This window comes from Saccharopolyspora sp. NPDC002686, from assembly GCF_040295745.1.
GTDB classification, from domain to species: Bacteria; Actinomycetota; Actinomycetes; order Mycobacteriales; family Pseudonocardiaceae; genus Saccharopolyspora; species Saccharopolyspora oryzae.
This window is the reverse complement of sequence record NZ_JBEOVY010000025.1, coordinates 1-23,453: the sequence shown is the minus strand read 5'-3', so window position 1 is coordinate 23,453 and position 23,453 is coordinate 1. Positions and strand designations below refer to the sequence as shown.

The following is a 23,453-nucleotide window of genomic DNA, read 5'->3' as shown; positions in this document are numbered from 1 at the left end:
CCGGGGAAAACCGTTCGGCGGGGCGGGGAATCAGCGGAGCTGGGCGGCGACCAATCGGCCGGCTTCGGCGATCAGCTCGCTGCTGCCCTCGTCGTCCGGCCTAGGCCTCGTGGTCAGCACGGCGATGACGATCGGCGCACCGTCCTCGGTCCAGGTGACCCCGGCGTCGTTCGCCGTGCCGTAGTCGCCGGAACCGGTCTTCTCCCCCGTGCGCCAGTTCGGCGGCAGCCCGGCGCGGAGCTTCTCGGCACCGGTGGTGTTGGCGATGAGCCACTGGGTCAGCTGGTCGCGTTCCGGCGCCGCGAGCGCGTCTCCGACCACCAGAGCCCGGTAACCGGCGGCGAGCCCGGCCGGGGTCGAGGTGTCCCGCTCGTCGCCGGGGATCGCGGTGCCCAGGTCGGCTTCCCACCGGTCCAGGCGGGTGGACGCGTCGCCGATCGAGCGCGCGAACGGCGCGATCGCCTGCGGGCCGCCGAGTTCGCGCAGCAGCAGGTTCGCCGCCGTGTTGTCGCTGACGGTCATGGTCGCCTCGCAGAGCGCGGACACCGTCATGCCGGTGTCCACGTGCTGCTCGGTGATCGGCGAGTAGCTCACCAGGTCGGCCCGCGAGTAGCGGATCACCTTGTTGTAGAAATCGCTGTTCAGGCCGTGTTCGCGCAGCACAGCGGCGACCGCGTAGGTCTTGAAGGTGGAGCACAGCGCGAAGCGCTCGTCGGGCCGGTTCACCAGGGTCCGACCGGTGCGGACGTTGACCGCGTACAGGCCCAGGCGGGCGTCGTAGCGGCGCTCCAGCTCACTCAGGTCGGGGCCGGGAGCGGCGGGTGCGGGCGGCGCGGCACCCTCGACGGTGCCGCACGCCACCAACGCCGGAACAGCCAGCAACGCCCCCAGGACAGCACGTCGTCCGACGTGACTTTCGTTGTGCCGCAACTACTTCTCCGTTCAGTCCGTCGACCGGAATCCCGGTCGGGGACCAATCAAGCAGCGTCCGAGCGATCGCGCCAATCCACAGCCGACGGCGCGTTGATAGCGGTTCGCTATGACCGCAGCGCTCAAGTGGTCGCAACTGCCCGATTTGGCCGGAAAAAATCTCTCACAGCCGTCCGGAGCGCAGGTCGTCGACGGCGATCCGGGCGCACTCCCCGATCGCCGTGTCGACCCGTGGCAGCGCGGAGTCGGCTCGCGCGGCGAGGGTGAACACCGCCACCGCGACCGGCTCCTCGCCCTCGAACTCCACCACCGACACCTCGTTGCGCACCGCACCGATGGTGCCGGTCTTGCCCGCCACCTGGACGCCCCGGAACGGGAACCCGGAACGCACCCGGTGCATCCAGATCTGCTGGCCCAGCAGCCGCCGGATGAACGCGCACTGCTGCGGCGAGGCGACGGCGTCGGTCCAGATCAGCTCCAGCAGCCGGGTCATGTCGCGCGGTGTGGTGGCGCTCGCGTACGCGGGGTCGTAGGCGCTGGCGGTGCGCGCGGCGTCGTTGTTGCTGAGCAGGTCGAACGCTTCCGCCGCCGTGGTGGCACCCATGTCGCGGACCAGCGAGGCGTGCTGGTCGGCCACGCCACCGACCACTCGGGTGCGGCCGAGGCCCAGGTCGGCGAGCACCTCGGCGATCGCGTCCAGCCCCACGGCGCCGAGGATGACGTCGGCGGCGGAGTTGTCGGACACGGCCATCATCGACGCGGCCAGGTCGCGCCAGGACACCGACACCGGGTCGAGGAAGGTCGAGAAACCGCTCGGGCCCGGCGTGCAGGAAGTCGGGTCGATCCGCACCGCGGCGCGCGGATCGAGCCTGCCGCTGTCGAAGGCCCGGCACAGCGCCACCAGCAGCGGCAGCTTGTAGACCGAAGCGGCGACCACCAGCTCGTCGGCGCCGACGCACAGCTCCCGCCCACCGCCGAACTGCGTCGCGTGCACCCAGCCCTCGGCACCGGCATCGGCGAGCACCTCGCGGATGCGGCGCTCGACCGGGCTCATCGCGTGCTCCGCAGCGCCACCTCGAACGCGGTGCGCACGTCTTCCGCCGCGGATTCCTGCCAGACCAGCCGCACCCGCAGCGCCAGGTCGTCGCCGGCCGGTGCCCGGACCACGCCCGGGCCGTCCAACGCCGGGTCGGCGGTCAGCGCGAACGCCCTCCCGGCGGCGACCGCGGTGATCGCGTCGCGGTCCCCCGGCGCGGGGAGGAATTCGGGGTCCAGTCCCTTGGCGCGGAAGGTGTCCACCAGCAGGTCGAACGCGGCCGTGCCGTGGCTGCGCGGAGCCGTCGCGCACGCGAGCCCGCGCAGCGATCGGAGCACCGGCTTGCGGTCCTCCGGGATCAGCAGCCAGCGCGGGATCTTCAGGACCGGACCGGGCGTCAGCGCACCGATCAGCGCGGGGTGGTGCACCGCCGCGCAGTCGAGCCGTCCCGCGGAGACCGCGTCGACCAGGTCGACGGTCGAGGCGGTCGTGGTGATCACGGTGCGAGCGGCCGGATCCGGCGCCGCCGCCCGCACCGCCGCGGCGCAAGCGGCGACCTGCCAGTCGCTCAGCGCCGCGATGACACCGATGCGCACCGCCCCGCGGTTCTCCCGCTGCCGCCGGGCTTCTTCCTCGAACTGCTCGGCACCGTCGAGCAGGGCTCGCGCGCGAGGCAGCAGTTCAGCTCCAGCGGTGGTCAGCTGGACACCGCGCGATCCCCTGGTGAGCAGGGTGACGCCGAGCTTGGTCTCCAACCGCTGCACGCCCTGCGAGATCGGCGGCTGGGTCATCCCGAGCCGGTCGGCGGCGTGCCCGAAGTGGCCTTCCTCGGCGACCGCCACGAAGAACCGGAGATGGCGAAGCAGATCCACGATCCGATCAAACCACTGCGGGGAACCGGCTCAGCGCACCGGTTCCCCGCGAAACGTCCTGCGTCAGGCGCGAACGAGGGCGTTGGAGGTCTTGGTGGACGTCCAGTGCATGACCCGCTCCAGCGGTCCGCGCCCCAGGAACGGCCGCCACAGCGCGCAGAACACCAGGGACACCAATGCGAAACCGAGCAGCGGCAACCACGGTTGCGCCATCAGCGCCTCACCGGCGGAGTCCATCAGGATCTTCAGCGCGACACCCTGCGCCACGTACACGGTCAGGGCCAGCGCACCGACCGCCGACAGCGGCGCGAACAGCTTGCCCAGGTGGTCACCCGCGAACAGGCACACCGCCAGGACCGCCAGCGCAGCACCGGTCGACGCCACGATCTCGAACGACGTCCCGGAGTGGGGCGCGTTGATCAGCAAGAACGCCGGTGTGGTGGTGGGAGCGGTGCCGAAGCCCGTCATCTGCAGCACGTCGAGCGGGTCCTTGCCCATCTGCTCGGCGATCGGGCGCAGAGCCTCCAGAACCGGCTGCAGAGCGCGCATCCCGCCGAAGACGTTCAGCGCGAGCCACGAACCGCCCGCCCCGACCACGGCCAGCACGACACCGCTGACCAGCAGTCGCAGGCGCACCGCGGTCGACCGCAGGTCCAGCCGGCCGACGGCCAGGCCGACGAACACGAACGGCATCCAGGTCAGCACCGGGTAGGCGCCGTCGAGCAGCAGCCGCTGGATGCCCGCACCAGCGGTGGACAGCGAGGTCAGATCGGTGAACGCCAGGGCACCGCCCGCTGTCTCGCCGCTGAGCGCGGTGCGGAGGAAGAACGACGCGACCGGCCCGACGACCGCCCACACCGCCGCGACCACCAGCAGCACGGCGGGCCGCACCCGCAGGAACGGCAGCGCCAGCAGGAAGTAGAGCGCGTAGAACGAGAGGATCACCATCATCGGGACGCCCAGCTCGGTCATCGCCATGCCGAGCACGAAGAGGATCACCGCGCGCACGCCGATGCGCACCCGGTCCCGGCGCAGCTCCAGCCCCTGGTGCAACCGGTCGCCGCCGGTCAGCAGCGCCAGCGACACCCCGGCCAGCGTGGCGAACAGGATCGAGGCGTGCCCGTTGCTCAGCATCGCCAGGAAGTCGGCCGCGCCGCCGGCCGTCGGGTTGATCACCGCCGGGCCGATGTGCGCGACGAACATCCCCAGCACGGCCAGTCCCCTGGCCATGTCCACACCGTCGAGGCGGGTGCGCGCAGGTGCCGCGGTCATCCGGACCGTGGGCGCGTTGTCGTGGGTGAAAAGCATGCCGCGACGCTATGACCGGGAGCGCTGCGCGGTCGTCGCACTCCGGGCCCATTCGCCGATCATCCGCCGGGTGCAGGGAAATCACCCGCCGCGCGACGACGTCATACCCTGGGCGTACGACCCGGGGTTCATCCGGCGCACGGGCCGTTGCCATACGCTCGCGGCGTGGCAATCGAGAAGCTGAGCACGTCCTCGTCGAACACCGCCGAAGCACCGTTCGTCGGCTCGCGGCCGTCCTGGCTGGCGGGTTTGCCCAGGTGGGTGGTGCTGGCCGCGATCAGTGCGATCTTCTCGTTCCTCTCCGCCTGGAGCGTCCTGCAGAACCGGCCGGAGCTCCCGGACGCGCTGCCGCTGCTGGTCCCGGCGCTGGCCGGATCGCTGGCGCTGCTGGGGATGCGCCGGTTCCCGACCGCGGTGGCCATCGTGAACACGGCCCTGCACCTCGTGGCGCCGCTGGGGTCGCTGGCGCTGTTCCCCGCGCTGTACGCGCTGGGCGCCTACGGCCGGAAGAGCTGGCAGATCTGGGGCATCACGGCGATCAGCGCCCTGAGCCTGGTCCGGCTGAACGACATGTCCGCGCAGAACGCCCAGGCGCTCATCACCTCCATCGTCATGCAGGCGCTGCTCTACAGCTTCCCCGTCGTCATCGGCCGCTACATGGCCAGCCGGAGGGCGAGGCTGGTGCACTGGGTGGAGCGGGCCGAGCGGGCCGAGCGCGAACGGGCCCTGATCGCCGAGCGGACGCGCAGCGAGGAGCGCGCCCGCATCGCCCGGGAGATGCACGATTCGGTTGCGCACCAGGTGAGCCTGGTCGTGGTGCACGCGGGCGCGTTGGAGATGGTCGCCAAGAACGACCCGGAGAAGGCGGCCAGCGCGGCGGCGACCATCCAGCAGGTCGGACGCGGTGCGCTGGACGAGCTGCGGCAGATGATCGGCGTGCTGCGCGCCAACCCCGGCGACGACACCCCGGAACCGCCGCAGCCGAAGCTCGACGACGTCGAGAAGCTGGTGTCGGCCTCCCGCGAGGCCGGGCTCGACGTCGAACTGGCCATCACCGGCGACCGCCGCGACCTGTCCGACCAGGTGGAACGCGCCGCATACCGGGTCGTGCAGGAGGCCCTGACCAACGTCCACAAGCACGCCGGGGGCGCCCGCGCGACGGTCTCGCTCGAGTACCGGGAGAAGAAGCTCGCGGTCTCGATCCGCAACGGCCGCCCGGCCGCGGGCTTCCAGCGCAGCCTGCCCAGCGGCGGTCAGGGCCTGATCGGCCTGGCCGAACGGGTGCAGCTGGCCGGCGGTGAGATCAGCTCCGGCCAGCTGCCCGACGGCGGCTTCGAGGTGTCGGCCGCACTCCCCGCGCGCGAGGTCAGCTGAGCGCTTCGACGCGATCGACGGCGCGGGAGTCGGTCAGCCGCAGTCCGGTCAAGACGTAGGACAGACCGCGGTGCCCGGCCGTGGTGAAGATCGCGATGAGCGACGCCAGGCCGAAGACGAACGACACCAGCCACAGCAGCCCGCCGAGCTGCGAAAGGAGCATGTAACCACCGATGCCGAGCATGCTGCGGCCCAGGCGGGCGCCCGGTCCCGCCGGTCGCCCGTCGCGCGTCGTGGCCTGCAACCGCACGATGCCCTGCCCGAGGCTCGGCGCCTTGCTAGCCAGCGGGACGACGACCGCCAGCAGCGCCCACGGCACCCAGAGCCCCACGGCGCTCGCCACGTCGTGCCCTGGCAGCTCGGTGGGCGGGATGTCAGAAGTGCCGATCAGCTCACCGTGCACGGCGAGCAGGACCACGTTCGCGAACGTGCCGCAGAGGGCGGCGGTGAACTGGTACGCCAACAGGTCGCACACCATCGAGAGCAGCCGCCGGGACTTGGTGACCGGCCGCGGCTGTCCCGGGTCGACGTCGAGGCGCTGTCCCGGGACGGCGCGCAGCACCGGCGCGGCGAACGCGCCGATCAGCCCGCCCAGTCCGTTGGCCATCAGATCGTCCACGTCGAACAGCCGGTACGCGCACGGGTACAGGAACCAGACGCCGGTGACCTGCGTGACCTCGATCAGCAGCGAAACCCCCAGGCCGATGGCCGTGGTGGCCAGCACGCCGCGCTTGAACATGTACCGGACGAACATGCCCAGCGGTACGAACAGCGCCACGTTCAGCAGCACCTGGGTCAGCGCCGGGTTGCGCAGCGTGGCGGCGACCCCGGTGCCGATGGCGTCCTTCTGCATGTCGCTGAGGAAGTTGAACGGGATCCACTGTGGACCGCTCGTGCCGTACACCGCGCAGAAGTCCGGCCGCAGCTCGGGCAGCGGGAGCAGCACGTAGGCGAACAGCGCGAGGGTGTAGACGAGCCCGGCCAGGGCCAGCGCAGCGTTGCCCATGCCCAGTTCGCCACGTCTGCGGTACTGCCGCGCGACGTACGGAACGAACAGGACCACGGACAAGATGACCGCCAAGCCGACTGCCACCACAGCCGGAACCAACCGCGTGCTCAAAACTCCCCTACCCCGTGAAAGGAAAACGAGAACTGCGCAGGCACCAGTGCACTGCGAACGGACGCGAGCGATCCTATACGGAGCCGTTCGGAACGGCGCTCCGAACGGCTCCGGTCCTCATCGGACGGTCAGCGGTCGACGTTCAGCCCGCTGAGGATCAGCAGCACGCAGATGATGCCGTTGATCACCTTGTGCGACAGGAAGACCGCCACGAACTCGCGGATCGTCGCGCTCGGCCAGTAGTACCGCGCGGTCGGCGAACCGATCACCTGGCCGTTGACCTTCTCCGTCCGGGCGATCCCCGCGGCCCGCATGACGTGGAAGTTGTTGGTGACCACCAGGCAGCGGAAGTCCGGCTTCGCCGCCGCCATGATCGCCTTGCTGAACCGGAGGTTCTGGTCGGTGGTGCGCGACTGGTCCTCGACCAGAATCTGATCAGCGGGAACGCCGCGCTCGATCAGGTAGTCGGCCATGGCGCGCGCCTCGGGCAGGTCCTCGCCCGGCCCCTGACCACCGGAGGTCACCAGCAGCGGCTGATGCCCCCGAGCGCGCTCGGCGTCGAACACCTCGCGAGCCCGGTCGAGGCGGCTTGCCAGCAGCGGCGGCACCCGGGAACCGAACAGCCCGGACCCGAGCACCACGATGAAGTCGACATCGGTCTTGTGCGGGAACTTGCCGTAGACGAACGAGTACAGCAGGAAGCACACGAACAGGAACGAGACGTAGGACAGCACGTTGACAATGGCGCCCATGATCGCCTGGAGCAGCCACAGGTGGAAGTAGTTGGCCAGACCGCTCACCACGATCACGCCGATGATCCCGACGCCGGCGGCCAGCGACAGCAGGTTCGCCACCCGCCTGCCCTCGCGGCGCAGCATCGTGACCCCGTTGGCGATCAGGAACCCGGCGAGCACGAGCACCATCACCGGCATCAGGATGACCACCGCCATGAGGATCGCCACCGCGGCCCACTCCGAGGCCTTGGCGAGCGTGAACAGCAACCCGGCGGCCAAGAACATCAAGGCGAAGAACAGGTACACGCCGTTGTGCACCCGCCTGCGGTCGCGCAGGAAACCAACCGCGAAGATGGCGAACAGCACTCCGGCGATCAAGAAGAAGAACACCGCAGCAGGCTAACCGACCCTTTCCCCTCGGCCCGACCCCGCTACTTCTCCTCCGGCGGCCGCGGCGGCTTCCCCCGCAACGCCTCGGCCTCCCAGTCGCCGAACACCGGCGGAGCGACCTTGGGGATCTCGAGATCCTCCCACGCGTCCTTCCCGCTCCTGACGAACTTCCGCCCGTGCTCCTTCTCCTCCTCCCGCTGCCCCCGCCCACCAGACGAGGGGCCACCAACAGCAGCGCCGCCGGAACCTCCCCGCGCAGCGGGGCCACCGGCGCTCGCCGTGCCTTGGACCGGCGCGCCGCCGCCCGTTCCGGAACGCCCACCGCCACCGGGCTTACCCGGAACACCCCGTCCCGTCCCAGTCCCGCCGCCTCGCCCGCTACCAGGCCCGGGGCTGGGCGACTTCAAGCCTGCTCGATCGCCAGCTCCGCCCAGCGGCACGACAACTCCACCGACCACCCCGCCGCCCGGCCCGACCAGCCCCGGAGCGGGAACGCTTCCGCCGGTCATCGGATTGCCACCCGCAACAGGCGGCACCCACGCCGAATCGGCCTCGGCCGGCATCTCCGACATCGAGTCCTCCGGCGGCTGCTCGTCCGCCGTCACCGGATCTGCAACCGATTCCGACACCGGTACCGGATCAGCCGGTGTACGCGATGCCGGGAGCTGGCTCGTTTCCGTTCCGTCGCGGGTAACGCTCAGGTCTTCGTGGCTGCTGAGCGGCTCGACTTTGCTCACCGGAGTGGTCTCGGCCGCTGCGACATCAGCGGTGAACTTGGGTGGCGGCGCGAACAGCTGGAGACCGCTCACACGCTCGTTAGTGCTCTGCGTGTAAGCCTCGTACTGCTGCTGCGCATGCGCCGCGACCTGATCACGAATGTCCTCGTGCACAACCCGAACCCCGGATTTTGCCGCGAAGGCAACGGGATTGACGTAGTCGCTCCAGCCGATGTTGTCAGGCGGTACCTGATGCGGGGGCACGAAGGCGAAGCTGAAAGCCGATGACGCATCTACCTGCCGGTCCAGAGCGACACCGGTCGCGTAAGCGATGTCGGCCGCCTCCAACGTCGCCTTCGCCAGCGGAAGCACCGCCTCTCGCGCCTGATCAGCCGCACTGCCCTGCATCAAAACCTCGGTGTCCTTCAACACCCGCTCAAGTGCAGCAGCTGCGTCTTTGAACGCTGTGCCCACGTCCATCCAGGATTTCCCGGCGGCCGACAGCGAATCCACCCCGGGACCGCCTTTGACCTCTCCGTAGATCTTCGAGTGAACGAACTCCACCTGGCCCGGTCCGGTCCGGTCCCGCCCGCCGAACAACCAGTCGAACGCCCCCATCGCCGCCTCGATTCCTATCGTTCCGCAGGAGCTTCACCTTCAGCGCGAAGGAAGATTCGACAGCACCATCTCCGCGATCCTGTCGGACATCGCACAAGGATCGGAAAAATCGGGATTTCCACGCCCGTCAGGCCCGAGCTGAAAGCTCACGAGCACGATCTCGGTGTCCGACGTACCGACGACGATCCCGCAAGCCCCGCTGCTGACACCCTCGCGCACCGCCGGATATCCTGCGACCTGCGCAGTTGGCTCCCCATCAGCGACAACCTTCGCCGTGTACTTCAACCCATATCCTTGGACCGTGTTGGGGGCGACGCTGACCGTAAGCTGTTTGTTCCGCCAAAGGCAGGCCTGTTGTCCCCACGGCGTCGGCTCATACGTACCGGCCGGTAGAGCAGCAAGCTGGTCGCGCTGCTGCGGATTCAACAGCTGGCAAGGATCCGGGATGGCCTTGAGCTCTTTCGGTTGATCGACGCGGAATGGGTCATTCGCCACCGTCGTTGGACGACCGGCAATCATCTGTTCGGGCCCCCTGAACGTGGCCACGGCGAACCAACCGACTACGACTGCCACCAGCACCCCGGCGACCACTACGAACAAGAGCCCTGCGCCGCGTCGGGTCATCCCATGCTGCTTTCTTCATCGATGCGCTGGTGGTCCTGGATTGCCCGCTGCACCGCATCCCGAAATCCCAGGACCCAGTCGGCCAAGCCTCGAGCGAAGTCGTGCAAGTTCCCCTCGCCACCGCGGGCCCGTTGGCAAATTCTCTTGATCTCGTTGACCGTCGCATCATCCCAGAAAGGCGGCCCGGTCACCGAGAGCCTAGAAGCCGCGTTGTAAACATCTTCGTACTTAGCGCGAACTTCATCCAATCCGGCGAGAACTCGCGGAAGCTGATCGGGTTGAATGTGAAAAGTTTGCGCTCCGGATTCGATCAACGCCGCACCGGTGAGCGGGTGGAACGAGGTCAGACCCCCACCCTCAGCAGATGTTTCCATCGCTCGCCGTGGTGGAACTGGGGCACTCACACCTGATCGCCTCCTGAATCCCAAGGGGCAGTTAATATTGCCACGCAGAATCTAGAAACTAGAAGCAATGGCAAGAAGTTGCCTAGCACCGTCACTGTTCACACAAACGGGCGAGCTCGTCGTGGTAGATGCGCAACGAATCAACGATCAACTCCGAATCCCCTGGAGCGACTAGCACTTCCGCACCGGATGGCGGTTGCGGAATTTGCACAACACGCCCCGAGGAACCGCGATGCGCCGTGATCACCCACGGAGCGATGTGGTTTCGTCCCACGGCGTCCCTGCTCGCGACGTTGAACTGCCCGATGACTCGGTCGACTAGCGTCGCGAGGCGGCCCACTTCTCTGGCGTCGGCCGGGTCTACGTCCGCTTGGCCGAGTTCATAGGCGATCCAATCGCCTTGGTCCGCCTTGTGGTTCTCGGCTTCGAGGGCTGCAGCGGAGAGGATTTCGGTTGGTACGACTACACTTCGCCCGTTTGCCGGGTTGACATCGGGAAGGCAGTCCACGACCGATCGTTCCGCCTCGGCGGCAGCGACTTCATCGATCCATACGCGGTCACCTCTCAGGACGATGCGGAACGCCAGGTTGTTCACCGCCGCCATCGCGCGGGTTTCCGGCTCGTCGGGCGCCGTCAGGTACAGGTACGTCAGCGAGTGGCCGTAGGCCAGGGCGGACACGATCTCGTACCACTGGTCGCAAAGGCGCCCGCGGTCGATCCAGCCCTTGGCGCGCACGCTGTCCTCTGCTGCTTCCAGCACTGCTTTCGGGTCTTCCGGCTGGTCGAGTCCGCTGTCGCGGGACGTGACGAACGCCGGGATGTCGAACCTGCGCTGCGCTTCTACCGACGACACGCCCCCGGAGTCGTGGCGGGCCTTCTCGTGCCGCACGATCGCTCCGAATTCCCAGAAGCTGCACTCCACCCCAGACCTCGCAATGCCGCTCGCACGGATCTTCCGAGGATCTTCCAGGTTAGCCAGGAGTGCTGGAACGCATAGGGAAAGCCAGTTGTTTCACCGGAAAAGACCAGATGCCGTCAGTCCTTCTTCTTGTCGTCCTCGTCGATGATCTCGGCGTCGACGACGTCTTCGTCGCCTGCTTCGGGTTCCGCGCTCGGGGGTGTTTGGCCGTACATGGCTTGGCCGATGGCTTGGGACGTTGCCGCCAAGTGGTCGACCGCCGAGCGGATGCGTTCCACGTCGTCGCCCTTCAGGGCTTCGTTGACGTCCTTGATCGCGTCCTGGACCTGGGTGCGGGTGTCGGCCGGGATCTTGTCCGCGTTGTCGGTGAGGACCTTTTCCGTTTGGTAGACCAGGGTTTCGGCCTGGTTGCGGGTTTCCGCCTCCTCGCGGCGCTTCCGGTCCTCTTCCGCGTGCGCTTCGGCGTCCTTGACCATGCGGTCGATGTCGTCCTTCGGCAGCGCCGAGCCGCCGCTGATCTTGATGGACTGGTGGCGACCGGTGCCCAGGTCCTTGGCGGAGACGTGCACGATGCCGTTGGCGTCGATGTCGAAGGTGACCTCGATCTGCGGCAGACCGCGCGGCGCCGGCGGCAGGCCCGTCAGCTCGAACATGCCGAGCTTCTTGTTGTGCGCCGCCATCTCCCGCTCGCCCTGGAACACCTGGATCATCACCGACGGCTGGTTGTCCTCGGCCGTCGTGAAGGTCTCCGAGCGCTTGGTCGGGATCGTGGTGTTGCGCTCGATCAGCCTCGTCATGATGCCGCCCTTGGTCTCGATGCCCAGCGACAGCGGGGTCACGTCGAGCAGCAGGACGTCCTTGACCTCACCGCGCAGCACACCGGCCTGCAGGCTGGCGCCCACGGCGACGACCTCGTCCGGGTTCACGCCCTTGTTCGGTTCCTTGCCGTCGGTGAGCTCGCGCACCAGGTCGGTCACCGCGGGCATCCGCGTCGCACCGCCCACCAGCACCACGTGGTTGATGTCGCCGACCTTGATCCCGGCGTCCCGGATCGCGTTGCCGAACGGTTTGCGGCAGCGCTCCAGCAGGTCGGAGGTGATCCGCTCGAACTCGGCGCGGGACAGCGTCTCGTCCAGGAACAGCGGGTTCTTGTCCGCGTCCACCGTGATGTAGGGCAGGTTGATGCTGGTCTGCGAGGAGCTGGACAGCTCGATCTTGGCCTTCTCCGCGGCTTCCTTGATCCGCTGCATGGCCATCCGGTCCTTGGTCAGGTCGATGCCCGCGGATGCGCGGAACCGCTCGACCAGCCATTCGACGATCCGCTCGTCCCAGTCGTCACCACCCAGGTGCGTGTCACCGGAAGTGGCCTTGACCTCGACCAGCCCTTCGCCGACGTCGAGCAGCGACACGTCGAAGGTGCCGCCACCGAGGTCGAAGACCAGGATCGTCTGCTCCTTCTCGCCCTTCTCCAGCCCGTAGGCCAGGGCCGCGGCGGTCGGCTCGTTGATGATCCGCAGCACGGTGAGCCCGGCGATCTGACCGGCTTCCTTCGTGGTCTGGCGCTGCGAGTCGTCGAAGTAGGCGGGCACCGTGATCACCGCGTCGGTGACCTCCTCGCCCAGGTACGCCTCGGCGTCGCGCTTGAGCTTCATCAGCACGCGGGCGCTGATCTCCTGCGGCGTGTAGTCCTTGTCGTCGATCTTGACGGACCAGTCGGTGCCCATGTGGCGCTTGACCGACCGGATGGTGCGGTCCACGTTGGTGACCGCCTGGTTCTTCGCCGGTTGACCGGTGAGCAGGTCACCGTTCTTCGCGAAGGCCACCACCGACGGTGTCGTCCGCGAGCCCTCGGAGTTCGCGATCACGGTGGCTTCGCCGCCCTCCAGCACGGCCACCACGGAGTTCGTCGTCCCCAGGTCGATACCTACCGCGCGCCCCATCACGCACCCCTCTCGAGTCCCGCGAGGCCGACAACCTCAGTATGGGAACTGCGCGCAGGGGCGTCCACCTGGGCAAAGAGGTGCGCGAGTGGCGGGAGCGACCACCGCCGCTCACGAGGCCGGTTTGGCCCGGACGTGCATCCGCTCGCCCTGCGGGCCGAACAGGCTCAGGACTTCGACGGGCGCCTCACCGGTGCTGCCGAACCAGTGCGGGAGGCGGGTGTCGAACTCGGCGGCCTCCCCCACCTTGAGCACCACGTCGTGCTGGGCGAGCACCAGCCGCAGCTTCCCGCTCAGCACGTACAGCCACTCGTAGCCCTCGTGGGTGCGCGGGTCCGGTTCGCTGCGCGCCGGACCGATGATCATCTTGAACGCCTGCAGCCCGCCCGGCTGCTGGGTCAGCGGCACCACCGTGGTGGCGTCGCCGTGCTTGACCGGCTTCATCCGCACCCGCGGGTCGCCGACCGGCGGGGCGCCGACCAGCTCGTCCAGCGGCACCTGGTGGGCGTGGGCGATCGGCAGCAGCAGCTCCAGGCTCGGTTTGCGCTGCCCGGACTCCAGGCGCGAGAGCGTGCTGACCGAGATGCCGGTCTTCTCCGACAGCGCCGACAGGGTGCAGTTGCGCTGCTGGCGGATACCTCTGAGGCGCGGTCCGACCGCGGCGAGCACTTCGTCCATGACCTCATTGCAGAAACAGCAACAAGGTTTGTCAAGTCGGCCGGCACGCGCGCATCGTGGCTCCAGACCACCTCGGATTGGAGTGCGGATGACCGACCTCGACTGGGCCGCGATGGCCGATGTGATGGAGCTCGAAGGCGAGGTGAACCGCCCGTACGTGCAGCAGGCGCTGGCGGAGCTGGCGCACCTGGAACCGCAGCGGATCATGGACGTCGGCAGCGGCCCCGGCGTGGCCGCCTGCCAGCTGGCGGCGGTGTTCCCGCAGGCCCAGGTGACCGCGGTCGACGGCACGCCGGAGCTGCTGGTGCGGGCCGAGCAGCGGGCGAAGCGGCTCGGCGTCGAGCTGCGCACCCGGGAGGCCGAGTTCCCGGCCGGGCTCGACGAGCTGGAGGCCGCGGATCTGATCTGGTCGGCGCAGGCCGTGCACCACGTCGGCGACCAGCAGGACGCTCTGAACCGGATGGCGCGGCTGCTGACGGCGGACGGCGTGCTGGCGGTCGTGGAGGGCGGGTTGCCGACCCGCTGGCTGCCGAACGACCTCGGCTTCGGCCGCCCCGGCCTGCAGACGCGGATCGACGCGGCGATGTCCGAGCGGTTCAACCAGATGCGCGCCGAGCTGCCCGGATCGGTCGCGACCGCGGAGACCTGGGCGGACATGCTGCGGACGGCCGGGCTCGTCGAGGCGCGCAGCAAGACGTTCCTGGTGGACCGGCCGGCGCCGCTGGACGGCGACACCCGGCGATGGGTGCGCGGAACCCTCGAACGCTACCGCCACGGCCTCGACGGCCAGCTGGACGCCGAGGACCTGGCGACGGTGGACCGGCTGCTCGACCCGGCCGATCCGGCGGGCATCGACCGGCGCCCGGACCTGTTCCTGCTCACCGCCAAAACGGTCCACTTCGGACGCAGAGCGGCCTGAAAGAGCGCGATCTCGCGGTACTTCCCACCGCGAGATCGCGCCTGGGCTCACGAGGTCGCGGAGCCGCCCTGGGAGACGTCGTTGCCGCGCGGGTTGATCACCTGCGGCTGACCGGTGGCGTAGCGCACCGTGTCGCCGGTGCCGACGGCGATGATCTTCTGCGCCGAGCCGACCTGGACCGTGGAGTTGGCGCCCTGGACCTTGACCAGGGTGCAGGTTCCGTTCAGCGTCAGGTCGACGTCGCTGCCCAGCACGATGACCTTCCGCGACTGGCAGTCCTCGGTCAGATTGGTGCCGCTGTCCCGGACGATCAGCGGCTGACCGCCGTACTGCTGCCCCTGGAGGTTCCCGCCTTCGGAACCGTCGTCGAACTGCTCGGCGGCGTCGGTCGGCTCCTCCACGACCGGCAGCGGAGCAGCCGCGTCACCGGAGGAGACCGGCGGCTCACCGGGCATCCCGGCGAAGTCCGAGGGCGCCTGCTCGCTCGAGGAGCAGCCCGCGACCAGCAGCGCGGTCAGGCCGGCCCCGACCAGGACCGCGCCGAAGCCCCTCGCAGCGCCCGTCGCGCGCACCCGGGCTGAACCGTTCACCTGTCGATCTACCTGCATGTTCAACAAATTATCAACCACTACCGCAGGTCAGCCGACCAGGCCCTCCTAGGGCTTGAACGGGGGCGGCGCTGGGACCGGGTCCGGGATCGGCGCGCGCGGCGCGTTCTGGGAGCCGCGGACGCTGATCACGCTGCCCGGGGGCTCGTCGCAGCCGAGGTCCTCGTTGACCGGGCCGGGCGCCGTTTCGCTGCCCGGGCGGCGGGGCGTGCCCTCGTAGCCCCGGGTGCAGGCGATCGGGTTGAAGAAGTTCAGGACCAGCCCGAGGTGACCGGTGCCGTCCGGGGACAGCGTGTGCGAGAAGGCCGAGATGACCGGCAGCGCCACCAGCATCTGCTCCATGCCCGCCGTGCGGACCTCGGTGATCTTCATCGTGGTCAGCAGGTTGGCCGTCACCACGCCGAAGTCGGTGCCCGCGCTGTCCAGCAGCCCCTGCACCTCCTGGCTGGCGACCGGCGCGTCCCGGATGATCCCGCGCAGGTCCGGGTCGGACTCCTTGAGCCGCCCGGAGATCTGGCGCAGGCCGCTGCTGAACGACTTGATCTGCTCGCCCTGCTCCTGCTGGGTGCGCAGCACGACGTCGCTGTTGTTCAGCAGCTCCGTCGTCTGCGGCAGGTGCTGCTGGGCCGCAGCGGTCACCGAGCTGGTCGAGTCCAGCAGGCGTTGCAGGTGCGCACCGGTTCCGTCGAAGGCGGTGCCGACCTCGTCGACGACCGTGCGCAGGTCGTCGACCGGGACGCTGCCGACCAGCCGGTCCAGGTCGACCAGCAGCGACTCCGGGGGCAGCGGCACGTCGGTGCGGTCCTGCGCGATCACCGCCCCGTCCGCCAGGTGCGGACCGCCGTCGCGGCCCGGCCGCAGGTCCAGGTACTGCTCGCCGACCGCCGACCGGTTGGCCACCGCCGCCCGGGTGTCGGCCGGGATCGGCGGGGCGGCGTCGTCGATGTGCAGCTCGGCGTCGAGGCCGGAGGCGGTCAACCGCATCGCGGTGACCCGGCCCACCGCCACGCCGCGGTAGGTGACCTCGGAGTTGGTGAACAACCCGCCGGAGTCGGCCAGCTGCACGGTCACCGAGTAGCCGTTGCCGCCGAAGAACCGGTCCAGCCCGGCGTAGCGACCACCGGTGTAGCCGATGCCGACGACGGCCAGGACCAGGAACAGCGCCAGGTGCACCTTGGTCTTGCGGCTGAACATCACTGGCCTCCCAGCAGCGGCGGGACGGGGAGCAGCGGCTTCGAGCCGGGTTGCGACGGGCTCGGCAGCGGGAGCGGTGGCAGCGGCGGGGCCGGTGGCGGCAGCCGCAGGCCCGACTGCCCGGAGTCGCTGATGCCCGGGATCGGGATCAGCGGCCCGGAGGAGCGGGTGAGGTTCTCCACGATGCCGCTCAGGTCCAGGTCGAAGCGGACGTCGGCGTTGACGAAGTCGCCCTTGAGCGGCTTCATCACGTACTCCGGGAACGGGTAGGTCGCCAGGTAGCCGATGGCGTCGGGCAGCTTGTCGCCGGTGTCGGCGAGCTTCTGCAGCGTGGGGGTCAGCGCGCGCAGGTCGGCGAGCATGTCGTCCTTGCTGCGGTTGACGGTGTCGACCGCGACGCCGGAGAGCCGGTCCAGCGACTGCAGCATCCCCACCAGCTGGTCGCGCTGCTCGTTCAGCGCCTGCAACCCCGGCCCGATCTTGTCGAGCGCTTCGGACACCGTGCCGGTCTCCTCCCGCAGCGTCGTCGACAGCCGGTCGAGACCGTCGATGGCCCGGGTGATGTTCTCCTTCTGACCGTCCAACCTGGACACCGTCTCGTTCAGGTTGTTCAGCAGCGAGCGGATTTCCGGCTCGTTGCCGGTAAAGGCCTTGTTCAGCTCCCGAACGATGTCCTGCACCTGCGCCACCCCGCCACCGTTGAGCAGCATCGACAGCGCGCCGAGCACCTCCTCGACCTGCGGGTTCCGGTTGGTGCGCTCCAGCGGGATCACCGCGCCGTCGGCGAGCTGGGCGGATGCAGGTTTAGCGGGTTCGGCGAGTTCGACGAACTTCTCCCCCAGCAAGCTGGACTGGCGGAGCCGGGCGTCGGCGTTGGCCGGCAACCGCACGTCGCCGTTGACCGACATCCGCACCAGCGCCGTGGTGTTGTCCGGGCCGAGCTCGATGCTCTCCACCCGGCCGACCGGCACGTCGTTGACCTTCACGCTGGACTGCGGCACCAGGTCCAGCACGTCGGCGAACTGCGCGCTCACCTGGTACGGCCGGTCGCCCAGCTCGGCGCCACCGGGCAGCGGAGCGTTGTACAGGCCGGTGAACCCTCCGGCGGAGCAGCCGGACACCATGAACATCACCAGGACCAGCGCACTCCGCTTCATTGGCCGCCTCCCTTGCGGTTGGCGTCCACCAGCGGCAACGGCAGCGGCGGCAGTTGGCCCTGCTGGAGGTAGTGCATGGTCTCGCCGATCGAGGGCAGTCCGAGCTTGCCGTCGAGCACCGGCGCCACTTCGTCGCACGCCTTCTTGAGCTCTTCGGGCACCGGTTCCGGCATGGTGTTCTGGATCAGCTTGCACACCATCAGGATCGGCGGGTTGGTCAGCTCGTTGATGTGACCGCGCACGGTCACGCTGCCCGAGGCGGAGTCGTAGGCGTTGATGAAGTTCGTCGCGCCCAGCGGCGCCACGTCGAGCACTTCGCCCAGCGCCTTGCGCTGGTCCACCAGCGCCTGCGTGACGCCGGTCAGATTGTCCACATTGGACGCGATCTGCTCGCGGTTGTCCCGGATGAACGCCGAAACGTCGCCCAGCGCCCCCGAAAGCGACCCCAGCGCCGCACCCATCTGCTCCTGCTCGCTGCCGAGGAACCCGGCGACGTCGGCGAGACGCCCGTTGAACTGCCGGATCTGCCCGTCGCTGGCGGCCAGCGCGGCGGTGAACTTGTTGAGGTTGTCCACCGTGGCGAACAGGTCTCCCTGGTTCTCCTGCAGCGTTCCGGCCAGATCACCGAGCTGCTTGACGGTGGTGTTGAGGTCCGCGCCGTTGCCGTTCAGGGCCGCGGCCGAGGTGTTCAGCACGTCCGTCAACGCCCCGGTGTTGTTCGCCCCGTCCGGCCCGAGCGCCTGCGCGAGCGTCCGCGCGCTCTTGTAGAGCTCGTCGAGCTCGGCCGGGGTTGCCGTGCGGTCCTTCTGCAGCACCGCGCCGGAGGCCAGCTCCGGACCGCCGGAGTAGGCCGGGGTGAGCTGCACGTACCGGTCGCTGACCAGGCTCGGCGCCACCACCACGGCCTTGACGTCGGCGGGGATCTGCACGTCCTCGTCGACGTGCAGGTCCACCCGGACCACCTCGCCCTGCGGCACCACGGCGTCGATCCGCCCCACCTCGACGCCGAGCACCCGCACGGTCGACCCGGCGTAGACGCCGACGGCCTTGTCGAAGTAGGCGGTCAGCGGCTTGACCGTCCCGCTGAACACCCACCACACACCCGCGCTGACCAGCAGCAACAGCACGCACCCGAGACCGATGACCTTGCCGGTCAGCGTTCGGGGACGGGGTCGCGACTCGTCCGGTTCGGACATCAGCCACCTCCGACGGGTCGGCTCGGCACCGGGAGCTCGCAGGAGTTCGTGTTCGTCTGCAGCGGACCGGCGTTGATCGGGGGCGGGAACAACCCGCAGATGTAGCCGTCGAACCACCGGCCGTTGCCGACGGTGTTGTTGAACCCGCGCACGTACGGCGCCATCGCCGCGATGGTGCGGTTCAGGTTGTCCTGGTTGCGCTGCAGCATCTCGGTCAGCTGGTTGAGCTTGTCCAGCGTCGGCCGCAGCTGCGCCTGGTTGTCGGCGACCAGACCGCGCAGCTCGTCGGAGAGCTTCTGCGTCCCGCTCAGCAGCGAGGAGATCGCGCTGCGGCGCTGCTGCAGCTCGCCGAGCAGCAGGTTGCCGTCGGCGATCAGCCGCTGGACCTGCTCGTCGCGGTCGGCGACGATCTTGCTGACGCCGCTGGTGTTGCGCAGCAGCTCCGCCAGCTGCTGGTCGCGCGACGAGATCGTCTGCGACAGTGCGGAAAGCCCGTCCACCGCCTCGCCGAAGTGCTGCGGCGCGCCGCGGAAGGTGTCGGCGAGGGTGCGGAAGCTCTGCGCGAGCTGCTGGGTGTCGACCTGGTCGGCGGTGCGGGTGAGCTGGTCCAGCGCGTCGGGGATGTCGTAGGGCGCGGCGGTGCGCTCCACCGGGATCGGGTCGGACAGCTCCTGGTCGCCTTCCGGTTGCAGCGCCAGGAACTTCTCGCCGAGCAGCGTCTTGATCTCGATCCCGGCCCTGCTGCGGTCGCCCACCTCCGCGTCCTCGACGCGGAACGACACCAGCACCCGGTTGCCCTCCAGCGAGACGTCGGTGACCTCGCCGCTGCGGATCCCGGCGATGCGCACGTCGTTGCCCGCGGCGAGGCCGGCCGATTCGGTGAAGTACGCCTGGTAGGTGCGCCCGCCGAGCACCGGCAGGTCCTTGGCGAAGAACGCGCCCGTCGTCGCGCACACCAGCAGCACGACCGTCACCAGCCCGACGACCGCTTGGTTCCGCTCCCGCAACGGTTTCACGACTGGCACCTCTCCGGCATCTCCGAGGGCGGCGTGGGCAGGATCGGGACCTTGATGTTGAGGTCGGAGATCCCGACGGTGCCCGACATCCGGCACAGGTAGAAGTTGAACCAGCTCCCGTAGCTGACGGTCCGGGTCAGCGCGTTGAGCCGGTCCGGCACGGTCTGCAGGTCGTGCTCCAGCTTGGGCATGTCGGTGTTGAGCACGGTGGTGACCCGGTCGAGCTCGACGATGTTGCGCCGCAGCGGTTCCCGGCCCTGCTCGAGCAGATCACCGGTGGTCCCGGCCAGCTCGTCGAGCGCGGAGATGGCTTCGCCGACGGGTTTCCGCTGCTCGGCGAGCCCGGTGGTCAGCTGTTGCAGCGAGTTGATCAGATCGCCCAGCTGCGGGCCTCGCGCGTTGACCGCGCCGACCGCGGTGTTGAGGTTGTCGATCACCTGGCCGATCACCTCGTCCTTGCGGGCGAGCGTGGTGGTCAGCGACGCGGTGTGCGCGAGCAGGCTGTCCACAGTGCCCGATTCGCCTTGCAGCACCTGGACGATCTCACCGGAGAGCTGGTTGACGTCCTGCGGCGAGAGCGCCTGGAACAGCGGCTTGAACCCGTTGAACAGCGCGGTGAGGTTCAACGCCGGGTGGGTGCGCTCCAGCGGGATCTCCCCGCCCGGCGGCAGCACGTCATCGGGGTTGCGGATCGCCGCGTCCAGCGCCAGGTACCGCTGCCCGGCCAGGTTGCGGTACTTCACCGTCGCCGAGGCGTCCCCCGGCAGCTTGCGGTTCGCGTCGACGTCGAAGCTGACCAGCGCGTGCTTGCCGTCGACGACCTCCAGCCCGGTGATCCGGCCGACCTTCACCCCGGCCATCCGCACGTCGTCGCCGAGGTTGAGCCCGGAGGCGTCGACGAACCGCGCGGTGTAGGCGCTGGACGAACTGGACGTCTGCGCCGAGATGGTCATCGCCAGCACGCTGGTCAGCACCACCGTGACCAGCGCGAACAGCCCGAGCTTGAGCAGCGGCGCAGTGATCGACCTCATTTGACCTCCACCTCCGCTCCGCGGTACACCGGCCCGACCAGCAGGCCGCTCCAGCCGGGCACGTCATCCCGGGCCACGCCCATCTGCGGCGCGAGCAGCGTCGAGAGCAGGTCGCGTTCAGCCGACGAGTTCGCCACCGACTGCGTCGTGGTCGAGGCCGGCGTGGACCACGGGAACACCTCGTCGCGGTCGCGCGGCGGTTCCGGGAACGTCGAGCCGTCCTGCACCGGCCCGTCCGGCGGGTACTGCGGGAAGGTGTCCGGCGGCTCGACCCACGGGTAGCAGCGCGGCCCCCGCTGGTCCAGGTACTTCGGATCGTCCCTGCCGGGCACGTACTTGCCGCGGCTGCCGGTGATCTCGATGGTGAACTTGGCGATCTCCGGGTTCTCGCTGCCCTTGCCGAAGGAGCGCTCGCCGGGCTCGATGGAGTCCGCGAACTGCTTGAGCATGCACGGGTACTGCGGCGAGTACTCGGCCAGCAGTTCCAAAGTGGACCGCGACGTGCTGGTCAGGTTGATCAGGTTGTTCTTGTTCAGGTCCAGGAACCGGTTGAGGCTGTCAGCGCTGCTGGTGACGCCGCCGATCATGTGCTGGAGCTGCGTGCGCTGCTCGGCGATGGTCTGGCTGGTCGTGGTCAGATCTCCCAGCGCCTGCGCCAGATCCGGGGCGGCCTGGTGGTAGGTGTCGGCGACGTCGTCGATGCGCGAGAGGACCGACTCCAGCTTCGGCAGCGACGGATTCATCTTCTGCAAGTAGTCGTCGAGCTGCACCAGCGTGTCGCCCAGCTGCTCGCCGCGCCCGTCCAGCGCCTGCGACACCGCGGTCAGCGTCGTGGACAGCTTCTCCGGCTGCACCGCCTGCAGCACCGGCAGCAGCTCGTCGAGCACCTTCTCGACCTCGATCGCCGAACCGCTGCGGTCCTGCGGGATCACATCGCCGTCGGCCAGCACCTGCGAACCGGCGTTCTCCGGGATCTGCAAGGAAACGTAGCGCTCGCCGAACAACGTCTTGGGCAGCAGCCGAGCCGAAGCACTGGCCGGGATGAGCTCGGCCTGATCGGGCTTGAGCGCCAGGTCCAGCACCGCGTGATCACCGACCGCGCGCACGCCGCGCACCTCCCCGACCACCACGCCGCGCGCCTTCACGTCGGCACCGACGCGCATCTGGTTGCCGACCCGGTCGGTCTCCAGGCTCACCGCCACCACCGAGGTGAACGCCTTGCGGTAGACCGCGATGGTGCCCGCGAAGAACGCCCCTGCCACCAGCAGGAACACCGCCCCGAGCGCCTGGTAGCGGCGCCTGCTCCACCCGGCCCTCATCCGGAGATCCGCACGGTCGTGGTGGAACCCCAGATCGCCAGGCTGAGGAAGAAGTCCAGCACCGAGATCAGCACGATCGAGGTGCGCACCGCGCGCCCCACCGCGACCCCGACGCCGGCCGGGCCGCCGCGTGCGGTGTAGCCGTAGTAGCAGTGCGTCAGGATCACCGCGATGCTGAACACGATCACCTTGCCGAAGGACCACAGCACGTCCTCCGGCGGCAGGAACAGGTGGAAGTAGTGGTCGTAGGTGCCCGCGGACTGGCCGTAGAACCACACGGTGATCTGCCGGGAGGCGAAGTAGGAACCGAGCAGCCCCACCACGTACAGCGGGATCACCGCGGTCACCCCGGCCAGCACCCGGCTGGTCACCAGGTACGGCACGGTCCGCACGCCCATCACCTCGAGCGCGTCGATCTCGTCGGAGATCCGCATCGCGCCCAGCTGCGCGGTGAACCCGCACCCCACGGTCGCCGACAGCGCCAGACCCGCGGCCAGCGGCGCGACCTCGCGGGTGTCGAAGTAGGCGGCGATGAACCCGGTCAGCGCCGAGGTGCCCAGCTGGTCCAGCGAGGAGTAGCCCTGCAGGCCGACGACCGCACCGGTGGCCACCGTCATGCCGATCATCACGCCGAGGGTGCCGCCGATGACGGCCAGCGCGCCGCTGCCGAACACCACCTCGGTCAGCAGCCGCGCGGTCTCGCGCGAGTAGCGGCGCAGCGCGACCGGCGCGAGGGCCAGGGCGCGCAGGTAGAACGACAGCTGCCAGCCCAGATCGGCCAGCGCGTCACCAGGTCCGCGCAAGAAGCGGTTCCGCGCCGGGGAGGCGGCTTCGACGACGGCCATCGGCTCACAGCCCCTTCGGCGGCACGAGTTGCAGGTAGATCCCGGTGAGCACCAGGTTGATCAGGAACAGCAGCAGGAACGTGATCACCACGGCCTGGTTGACCGCGTCGCCCACGCCCTTCGGCCCGCCGGACGGGTTGAGACCGCGGTAGGCCGCGACCACGCCGGCCACGAACCCGTACAGCAGCGCCTTGAACTCGCTGATCCACAGGTCCGGCAGCTGCGCGAGCGCGTTGAAGCTGGCCAGGTAGGCGCCGGGCGTCCCGCCCTGCAGGATCACGTTGAAGAAGTAGCCGCCGAGCACGCCGACGACGCTGACCATGCCGTTGAGCAGCAGCGATACCAGCATCGCGCCGGCCACTCGGGGCACGATCAGCCGGTGGATCGGAGAGACGCCCAGCACCTCCAGCGCGTCGATCTCCTCGCGGATGGTGCGCGCACCGATGTCCGCGCACACCGCCGAGCCGCCGAAGCCGGTGAGCAGCACTGCGCGCATCAGGAACAC

At 69.2% G+C, this 23,453-nt stretch carries 23 protein-coding genes; 2 read left to right on the top strand and 21 right to left on the bottom strand.

Annotation, left to right across the window (positions count from 1 at the left end; translation table 11 throughout):
* Nucleotides 1-30: 30 nt before the first annotated feature.
* The 4 genes from bla to ABTZ89_RS05650 form a co-directional block, all read right to left on the bottom strand.
* Nucleotides 31-930, bottom strand: a complete 900-nt coding sequence (bla, locus tag ABTZ89_RS05665) for a class A beta-lactamase (protein ID WP_351040638.1) — start codon at nt 928-930, stop codon at nt 31-33.
* 163 nt (nt 931-1,093) lie between these two features.
* The gene (locus tag ABTZ89_RS05660) at nt 1,094-1,984 is read right to left on the bottom strand and encodes a serine hydrolase (protein ID WP_351040636.1); all 891 of its coding nucleotides are present in this window, start codon (nt 1,982-1,984) and stop codon (nt 1,094-1,096) included.
* Nucleotides 1,981-2,838, bottom strand: coding sequence for a LysR family transcriptional regulator (locus ABTZ89_RS05655; RefSeq protein ID WP_270951207.1), 858 nt, complete (start codon nt 2,836-2,838; stop codon nt 1,981-1,983). The genes ABTZ89_RS05660 and ABTZ89_RS05655 overlap by 4 nt, the downstream gene beginning before the upstream one ends.
* Nucleotides 2,839-2,901: 63 nt before the next feature.
* Nucleotides 2,902-4,146, bottom strand: coding sequence for a DUF418 domain-containing protein (locus ABTZ89_RS05650; protein WP_351040633.1), 1,245 nt, complete (start codon nt 4,144-4,146; stop codon nt 2,902-2,904).
* A gap of 165 nt (nt 4,147-4,311) precedes the next feature.
* Between ABTZ89_RS05650 and ABTZ89_RS05645 the strand changes: the two genes are divergently transcribed.
* The gene (locus ABTZ89_RS05645; protein ID WP_270951209.1) at nt 4,312-5,520 is read left to right on the top strand and encodes a sensor histidine kinase; all 1,209 of its coding nucleotides are present in this window, start codon (nt 4,312-4,314) and stop codon (nt 5,518-5,520) included.
* Here ABTZ89_RS05645 and ABTZ89_RS05640 read toward each other — a convergent pair.
* The 8 genes from ABTZ89_RS05640 to ABTZ89_RS05605 all read right to left on the bottom strand — a co-directional run bounded on the left by ABTZ89_RS05640 (nt 5,513) and on the right by ABTZ89_RS05605 (nt 13,663).
* Nucleotides 5,513-6,640 carry a VanZ family protein gene (locus tag ABTZ89_RS05640; RefSeq protein WP_351040629.1) on the bottom strand — a complete coding sequence of 376 codons (1,128 nt, stop codon included), beginning with the start codon at nt 6,638-6,640 and terminating at the stop codon, nt 5,513-5,515. The two genes, ABTZ89_RS05645 and ABTZ89_RS05640, sit on opposite strands and share 8 nt — an antisense overlap.
* A gap of 128 nt (nt 6,641-6,768) precedes the next feature.
* Nucleotides 6,769-7,764: a YdcF family protein gene (locus ABTZ89_RS05635; RefSeq protein WP_351040626.1), complete on the bottom strand. Its 996-nt coding sequence runs from the start codon at nt 7,762-7,764 to the stop codon at nt 6,769-6,771.
* 41 nt (nt 7,765-7,805) lie between these two features.
* Complete coding sequence (locus ABTZ89_RS05630) at nt 7,806-9,098, bottom strand: PPE domain-containing protein (RefSeq protein ID WP_351040623.1); 1,293 nt, start codon at nt 9,096-9,098, stop codon at nt 7,806-7,808.
* A 39-nt stretch (nt 9,099-9,137) separates the two neighbouring features.
* Entirely contained in the window at nt 9,138-9,722 is a 585-nt protein-coding gene (locus tag ABTZ89_RS05625; protein WP_351040620.1) for a DUF3558 domain-containing protein, read from the bottom strand.
* A complete protein-coding gene (locus ABTZ89_RS05620) occupies nt 9,719-10,096 on the bottom strand; it encodes a hypothetical protein (RefSeq protein WP_351040617.1) in 378 nt (125 codons plus the stop codon). The genes ABTZ89_RS05625 and ABTZ89_RS05620 overlap by 4 nt, the downstream gene beginning before the upstream one ends.
* Nucleotides 10,097-10,217: 121 nt before the next feature.
* The gene (locus ABTZ89_RS05615) at nt 10,218-11,015 is read right to left on the bottom strand and encodes an ESX secretion-associated protein EspG (protein ID WP_351040615.1); all 798 of its coding nucleotides are present in this window, start codon (nt 11,013-11,015) and stop codon (nt 10,218-10,220) included.
* 146 nt (nt 11,016-11,161) lie between these two features.
* The gene (gene dnaK, locus ABTZ89_RS05610; protein ID WP_351040612.1) at nt 11,162-12,985 is read right to left on the bottom strand and encodes a molecular chaperone DnaK; all 1,824 of its coding nucleotides are present in this window, start codon (nt 12,983-12,985) and stop codon (nt 11,162-11,164) included.
* A gap of 111 nt (nt 12,986-13,096) precedes the next feature.
* A complete protein-coding gene (locus tag ABTZ89_RS05605; protein ID WP_351040609.1) occupies nt 13,097-13,663 on the bottom strand; it encodes a helix-turn-helix domain-containing protein in 567 nt (188 codons plus the stop codon).
* An 88-nt stretch (nt 13,664-13,751) separates the two neighbouring features.
* Between ABTZ89_RS05605 and ABTZ89_RS05600 the strand changes: the two genes are divergently transcribed.
* A complete protein-coding gene (locus ABTZ89_RS05600; protein ID WP_351040606.1) occupies nt 13,752-14,582 on the top strand; it encodes a class I SAM-dependent methyltransferase in 831 nt (276 codons plus the stop codon).
* Between the two features lie 47 nt (nt 14,583-14,629).
* On the opposite strand, the gene ABTZ89_RS05595 is transcribed toward ABTZ89_RS05600, so the two are convergent.
* The 9 genes from ABTZ89_RS05595 to ABTZ89_RS05555 all read right to left on the bottom strand — a co-directional run.
* Nucleotides 14,630-15,172 carry a DUF3060 domain-containing protein gene (locus ABTZ89_RS05595; protein WP_351040603.1) on the bottom strand — a complete coding sequence of 181 codons (543 nt, stop codon included), beginning with the start codon at nt 15,170-15,172 and terminating at the stop codon, nt 14,630-14,632.
* Nucleotides 15,173-15,238: 66 nt separating this feature from the next.
* A complete protein-coding gene (locus tag ABTZ89_RS05590; protein ID WP_351040600.1) occupies nt 15,239-16,384 on the bottom strand; it encodes an MCE family protein in 1,146 nt (381 codons plus the stop codon).
* Nucleotides 16,384-17,541 carry an MCE family protein gene (locus ABTZ89_RS05585; RefSeq protein WP_270951227.1) on the bottom strand — a complete coding sequence of 386 codons (1,158 nt, stop codon included), beginning with the start codon at nt 17,539-17,541 and terminating at the stop codon, nt 16,384-16,386. The genes ABTZ89_RS05590 and ABTZ89_RS05585 overlap by 1 nt, the downstream gene beginning before the upstream one ends.
* A complete protein-coding gene (locus tag ABTZ89_RS05580) occupies nt 17,538-18,737 on the bottom strand; it encodes an MCE family protein (RefSeq protein WP_351040597.1) in 1,200 nt (399 codons plus the stop codon). Before ABTZ89_RS05580 ends, ABTZ89_RS05585 begins: the two co-directional genes overlap by 4 nt.
* Complete coding sequence (locus tag ABTZ89_RS05575; RefSeq protein WP_351040595.1) at nt 18,737-19,753, bottom strand: MCE family protein; 1,017 nt, start codon at nt 19,751-19,753, stop codon at nt 18,737-18,739. The genes ABTZ89_RS05580 and ABTZ89_RS05575 overlap by 1 nt, the downstream gene beginning before the upstream one ends.
* On the bottom strand, nt 19,750-20,784 hold the full coding sequence (locus ABTZ89_RS05570) for an MCE family protein (RefSeq protein ID WP_351040592.1): 1,035 nt from the start codon (nt 20,782-20,784) through the stop codon (nt 19,750-19,752). The genes ABTZ89_RS05575 and ABTZ89_RS05570 overlap by 4 nt, the downstream gene beginning before the upstream one ends.
* Nucleotides 20,781-22,103, bottom strand: a complete 1,323-nt coding sequence (locus ABTZ89_RS05565; protein ID WP_351040589.1) for an MCE family protein — start codon at nt 22,101-22,103, stop codon at nt 20,781-20,783. Before ABTZ89_RS05565 ends, ABTZ89_RS05570 begins: the two co-directional genes overlap by 4 nt.
* Entirely contained in the window at nt 22,100-22,948 is an 849-nt protein-coding gene (locus ABTZ89_RS05560; RefSeq protein ID WP_270951234.1) for an MlaE family ABC transporter permease, read from the bottom strand. Before ABTZ89_RS05560 ends, ABTZ89_RS05565 begins: the two co-directional genes overlap by 4 nt.
* A 4-nt stretch (nt 22,949-22,952) precedes the next feature.
* The coding region (locus ABTZ89_RS05555; protein ID WP_351040586.1) for an ABC transporter permease at nt 22,953-23,453 on the bottom strand (501 nt) is incomplete at its 5' end.